Raw genomic sequence first — 5818 nt, 5'->3', positions numbered from 1 at the left:
GGTCTTTACATCAAAGACATCCACAATGCCTATATCACAAAACCGGGAAAGACATACAAACAAGTCGGTTTCAAAGATGTGACAGTGAAAAATCATAACAACAATTGGCAATTCATCTCCCACCTAGCTCCTGACGGAGCTTGAGGAGGGAGACTTCTTGCCTAAGTTCGTTAAATTAAAGAAGTTAATATAACCGCATCGATTTTGTTGATGCGGTTAATTTTTAAAGGGAACGTATGAGTCGCTCGTCAAATATAGAATATGGTAACATATGAGTAGATGAGTGCTATTTAAAAGGAGGAAGCGGTTTGACACATGGTTATCCTAAGAATGGGCGGGTTATCTTTCATGTCGATATGAATAGTTTCTATGCGTCGGTAGAAATGGCCTATAATCCTTCTTTAAAGGGGAAACCTTTAGCCATTGCTGGTAATCCAGAAGAACGAAGAGGTATCATAGTGACGAGCAGTTATGAGGCAAGAGCTAAAGGAGTTAAAACAACGATGCCGCTTTTTCAAGCGCGGAAATTATGTCCGGAATTAGTCGTATTAAAACCTAATTTTGAACGGTATCGCAAAGCATCAAAAGAGATGTTCAAACTGATGGCTGAGATTACAGACCTTGTAGAACCTGTATCGATTGATGAGGGGTATTTAGATATTACTGAATGCGGTTCTCAAGGTACCCCATTAGAGATCGCCAATCGACTTCAACAACGCTTATTAAATGAATTAGATTTACCATCAAGCATTGGTATTGCACCTAATAAATTTTTAGCTAAGATGGCATCTGATATGAAGAAACCGTTAGGTATTACTGTCCTTAGAAAGCGAGAGCTAAACAAAGTGTTATGGCCACTTGATGTTGCGGAAATGCACGGTGTAGGAGCAAAAACAAAAGAAAAACTTAACCAATTAAGTATTGTTACGATTGGTGATTTAGCTAAAGCAGATGATTCACAATTGCGTCGTGTTTTAGGCATTAACGGTGTGCGGTTAATTCAGCGGGCCAACGGTGAGGACGAGCGATTAGTTGATCCTGATAGCGTCTTTGATTTTAAAAGTGTAGGGAATTCGGAAACGTTGCGCCAAGATACGATTGACGATACCGTGTTGTTTTCTTTATTACGCAAACTATCAGTAAAAGTAGCTATGCGGTTAAAACGCAAAGGCTATGTTGGAGAAACGGTACAATTAATGATACGTTATCATGACCGGAAAACGATCACTCGGAGTATAACGGTTCATCGCCCCATTGCAGAAGTTGACGATATATACGGCCTGGCGATTCATTTATTTGAAACACATTGGAACTATGACCCCATTCGTTTACTCGGTATCACAGTCCAAGGTCTCGTAGAAAAACAGAACTACCAAGAACAGCTCGATTTATTCCACTATAAAGAACACTTAAAAAAGGAAGAAATTCAAACGGTTATTGACAACTTAACCTCAAAGTATGGGTATAACCCTTTTGAACACAAGACGCAAATTTCCACGCCACATCCTACATCCGAAGAACCAACGACAAGCTTTCAAAAAGATTTTCTTGATGATTATACAAAAGACCACTAATGGCCGAACAGATTGATCAGCCGTTAGTGGTCGTTATTATTTAATCGCTCTTTTCGCCACCGTGTAAGTCATAAAATCATACGCCATATAAGTTGCCGGAAAAACGAGGCGTGCGTCTTGTTCAAGAGTATGAAGCATCTGTGCGTCATACCGTTGTGACAAATGATTAATAATCAGCGCGCGCACATCTGCAGCTTTAGCAACGAGGCAAGCTTCAAACATCGTACTGTGATTGTGCTGTCTAGCGAGTGTTGCTAGACCTTTATCGTATGTGCCTTCATGTATTAGAACGTCACTGTTTGCGACAAATGCCTCAAGACCTAAAACGGGACCTGTATCCCCTAAAATCGTTACGACACGTCCAGGTTTATTAGGTCCGACAACGTCTTTTTGATGAATTACACGACCGTCAGAAAGTATTGTTAGCTCTTGATTTTTAATCTGCTGATAAACAGGTGAGGGAGCGATGTTCATTTCTTTTAATCGCTTTACATTAAGCTCGCCTATTTGATCATGCTCTATGATTTTGAATCCATAGGAGGTTATACCGTGACTAAGCTCTTTTACATCTATATCAAAATGAGATGTTTTTATGACTTGTCCATCAGTTAGTGTGTGATAATAAATAGGATAAGAAAGTCTTGTGCCACTAATCCGAAAAGCCGTTTCAATATATGTTTGTAATCCTTTGGGAGCATAGATATCTACTGGCGTTGTGCCATTTAAAAAGGCGCGGCTAGACAAAAGACCAGGCAAACCGTATATATGGTCTCCATGTAAGTGAGTAATAAAAATTTTAGAAATCTTTCTTGGTTTAATTGGTGTTTTTAAAATTTGATGTTGAGTCGCTTCACCGCAATCAAATAACCACACCCCTTCACCTGAATCAGTGACGTCAAAAGCTAAGCTCGAGACATTTCGATCAATCGCAGGTAAACCAGATCCTGTTCCGAGAAAAGTAAGATGCATTAGGCCCAACCTCGCTCATAAGGCGTAGGTGCCTTTATCTTGGCATTTAAGATATCACTGGCTGATTTTGCCCAATAAGGATGGCGAAGTAATTCACGTCCAATAAAGATGAGGTCTGCGCGATTATTTTTTAATATTTCTTCCGCATGATGTGGATCGGTAATAAGTCCTACTGCGCCAGTTGGTATGTCGGCCTCATGCTTTATTGTTTCTGCTTGTTTTACTTGATAACCAGGATACACATCGATCGGGGTGTTGACAATGCCTCCTGTTGAAACGTCGATGAGTTGGATGCCTTGTTCTTTCATCCGTTGACTAAAGTATATAAAGTCAGCCATCGTATTGCCAGCCGCGTGATATTCATCGGCTGATATGCGGACGAACAAAGGTCCGTGAAACACGCTTTTTACTGCATCAATTACCGCCTCAATGATGTGATAACGTTTTTCTTTATTGCCACCGAACGCATCGGTGCGCTGATTGGTAATCGGGGAAAGAAATTGATTTAATAAGTAACCATGTGCAGCATGGAGTTCAATTACGTCGAAATTGGCTTTTCTAGCCCGAATGGCCGCTACTTTAAATTGGTCAATAAGATGATCAATCATTGAAGAGGTCATGACGTCGACTTCTTCGTTATCCAATTGCGACGGAGCTATGGGGGATTGATCTGTTTGCGCTTTTTTTCCAGCATGTCCAAGTTGAATGGCTGCCTTGGCGCCATGGGCGTGAATGCGCTCGGTTAAATGTTTTAAACCAGCGATATGCACATCCGACCAGATACCCAAATCAGTCGTTTTAATCCGACCACGTGCTTCAATGGCCGTTGCTTCAATCATAATTAGCCCGACACCTCCAACAGCACGAGATTCATAATGTGTGACATGAAAGGGGGTAACGATGCCGTCTTCTTTCAAAACAGAAAACATGCACATCGGTGACATAACGATACGATTTTTCAAGGTCACATTTTTTATAGTATAAGGTTCAAATAATTTTGCCAAAGTACTCACTCCTCTTTTTATCCTTCTAAATTATCATAGCAAAAGGGGGACGTGTTGTCCTTTATTCTGCTTTTTTCATTTTAAGCGAGAAGACGCCTTTTTTAAAAAATCCATGTGGATTTTAGGTGGGAGTCGTTCGATTTATCCCATCAAGTCGACATCATCCGTGATGATACCATCAACATTTTCAGATACATATTGATTAAATAAGTACGCCTCATTGACTGTATACAGATGAAGATAGAACCCATGAGATTGTAGGCAACGATAAAAAACTGTTGTATAAGCTTTATAATGTAAATGTATACCGTCAACAACACCTTGCATCCGTTTTAATACGCGATTACTTAGTCTCTTTTTAGTGAGATAGCCAGTGACCATTATTGGATTCCACGCTTTGACTTCTTCTAAATAGTTTAGATTAAATGAGGAAATAGTAAGTCTACTTACATCATCTATTTGGTCGATCCGTCTCATTGTTTCTTTTACTATTTTCTTATGATGAAAAGAGTGGCTCTTTAACTCGATGTTTAAATAAAGCTCTGTTGTTTGCCACCAGTCGAGTAACTCATCTAAAGACATCAATGTTTCTTTCTCAAAAGATGGATCAAACCATTGCCCGTTTTGTAAGTTAGTAAGTTCAGCAAACGTCACCTCTTTAATAGCGCCTTGTTTTGTAGTGGTTCTATCTAAGGTTGCGTCATGTATGACGACGGGAACGCCATCTTTGGTAAGTTGAATATCTGTTTCAATACCGTCCGCATTTTTTATTTGAGCTAACTTAAAACTTGCATATGTATTCTCAGGCGCATGTTTACTTGCGCCTCGATGGGCATAAATCAATGTCACATTAATCACCTCAACTTTTATTTGCAGTCTCATCTAAATCGTAGCATAATAATAGGAGAACAAACAGTAAAAAGGGGGCCATTATGAAAAAAGATACGATTATTATTACTGGCGCAACAAGAGGATTAGGGCGTGCGTTGAGTCTTAAACTTGCTAGAACTCACCGTACCCTTGTGCTTGTCAGTCGCAATGAAGACTTACTCACACAGTTAAAGCGTGATCTCGAAAAAAAGGGTGCGCGTGTATTCATTTATCCGGTTGATTTAACTAAAACAAAAGAAATAGCGGCCCTTGTAGCTGATATTCAGTTGAAGACAGGCGGGGTTAACGTTGTTATTAATAATGCAGGATTTGGACTGTTCGAATATGCTGCTGGTACACCAAGAGAAGTAACAGAAAATATGTTTCAATTAAACGTGCTGGCCATGATTGAGATGAATCGGTTACTTATTCCTCAATTTATTGATCGACAAGGTGCTGCCCACATTATCAATATTGGCTCAATGGCAGGTAAGTTAGCGACACCAAAAGCTTCAAGTTATGCTGCAACGAAACATGCAGTCGTCGGGTATTCTAATGCTTTGCGCTTAGAACTTCAAACAACGAATATTAACGTCACTACTGTTAATTTAGGACCGGTAGATACGTCGTTTTTTGAAACGGCAGATGAATCTGGCCATTACCAAGAAGAAGTAAAGCGTATTATGTTAAAGCCTGAAGTGGTTGCTGAAAAAATAGCGCGTTTAATTTACAAAAATAAACGGGAACTTAATTTACCGGGTTGGATGCATATCGGTAGTAAGTTACATGGTTTGAGTCCTCGTGTGTTAGAGTTTTTGATGCGGGGATCATTTAATAGAAAGTGAGTCAGGAGGTGAAAAAACTATCATGAGGAAACGTGAAGAGAAAAAACAGGCCAAAGAAGCGGAAGAACGTTTTGGGAAAAAAGAAGTGGATTTACTAAAAAAATGAAAGCGCAGTTAATAAAGGATGAAGAAATCAAAGTGGAACGTGAAAAACAAGCGAAGATGGAAGTAAATAAACAACGCGAAAAAAACAAGAGTTTTGAGCAATTAGTCAATTACCCACCACTTAAACGCTAATGCGTTTTGAAGTGGGGGCTTGTAAAAGCCCTAATTGTCTAGCCTAAGTCTTTCGAGGACTACGTTAGAAAAGTGAATACGACTTTGTATGATTCCCTAGTACATTTTGTCGTTCAGGCGCTGTAACAACTCTGAGAGGTAGGAGTGGTCAACCTGTTGCACGAAGCTTTTCTAACATTGGCGAAGGGAAACTAACTCTAAAAGGAGGGCGAATCTTGAGAGTATTCGTCAAATCAATGCGGGGGTCCAATTTGGACCCTTGTAAAAACCAAAAAGCAAGAAAATTACTCAAAGAAAAGAAAGCAAAAATTATAAGTTA

The 5818-nt window shown here is 39.6% G+C and carries 6 protein-coding genes; 3 read left to right on the top strand and 3 right to left on the bottom strand.

All coding sequences use genetic code 11. The features are described from left to right. Window positions 1-308: 308 nt before the first annotated feature. Window positions 309-1574, top strand: coding sequence for a DNA polymerase IV (locus BM163_RS13530; RefSeq protein ID WP_089803697.1), 1266 nt, complete (start codon window positions 309-311; stop codon window positions 1572-1574). Between the two features lie 36 nt (window positions 1575-1610). Here BM163_RS13530 and rnz read toward each other — a convergent pair whose 3' ends face one another. The 3 genes from rnz to BM163_RS13515 all read right to left on the bottom strand — a co-directional run bounded on the left by rnz (window position 1611) and on the right by BM163_RS13515 (window position 4396). After that, entirely contained in the window at window positions 1611-2543 is a 933-nt protein-coding gene (gene rnz / locus BM163_RS13525) for a ribonuclease Z (RefSeq protein ID WP_089803696.1), read from the bottom strand. Further along, a complete protein-coding gene (gene namA / locus BM163_RS13520) occupies window positions 2543-3547 on the bottom strand; it encodes an NADPH dehydrogenase NamA (RefSeq protein WP_089803695.1) in 1005 nt (334 codons plus the stop codon). The genes rnz and namA overlap by 1 nt, the downstream gene beginning before the upstream one ends. Before the next feature lie 141 nt (window positions 3548-3688). Continuing rightward, entirely contained in the window at window positions 3689-4396 is a 708-nt protein-coding gene (locus tag BM163_RS13515) for a glycerophosphodiester phosphodiesterase (RefSeq protein WP_170243757.1), read from the bottom strand. Window positions 4397-4479: 83 nt separating this feature from the next. Here BM163_RS13515 and BM163_RS13510 point away from each other — a divergent pair, with 83 nt between their 5' ends. Continuing rightward, a complete protein-coding gene (locus BM163_RS13510) occupies window positions 4480-5262 on the top strand; it encodes an SDR family NAD(P)-dependent oxidoreductase (RefSeq protein ID WP_089803693.1) in 783 nt (260 codons plus the stop codon). A 102-nt stretch (window positions 5263-5364) separates the two neighbouring features. Next, a complete protein-coding gene (locus BM163_RS13720) occupies window positions 5365-5499 on the top strand; it encodes a DUF3886 domain-containing protein (protein ID WP_143088246.1) in 135 nt (44 codons plus the stop codon). The last annotated feature ends 319 nt before the right edge of the window (window positions 5500-5818 follow it).

Origin of the sequence: Halolactibacillus alkaliphilus, from assembly GCF_900115465.1 — a bacterium.
In the GTDB taxonomy this organism is placed as follows: domain Bacteria; phylum Bacillota; class Bacilli; order Bacillales; family Amphibacillaceae; genus Halolactibacillus; species Halolactibacillus alkaliphilus.
Note: the sequence above shows the minus strand (reverse complement) of the source record. Positions and strands in the feature narration are given on the sequence as shown.

Excerpts from the sequence above, each read along its gene's own strand:
- rnz (WP_089803696.1), bottom strand. The coding sequence starts at position 2,543 with ATGCATCTTACTTTTCTCGGAACAGGATCTGGTTTACCTGCGATTGAT.
- BM163_RS13510 (WP_089803693.1), top strand. The coding sequence starts at position 4,480 with ATGAAAAAAGATACGATTATTATTACTGGCGCAACAAGAGGATTAGGG.
- BM163_RS13720 (WP_143088246.1), top strand. The coding sequence starts at position 5,365 with ATGAAAGCGCAGTTAATAAAGGATGAAGAAATCAAAGTGGAACGTGAA.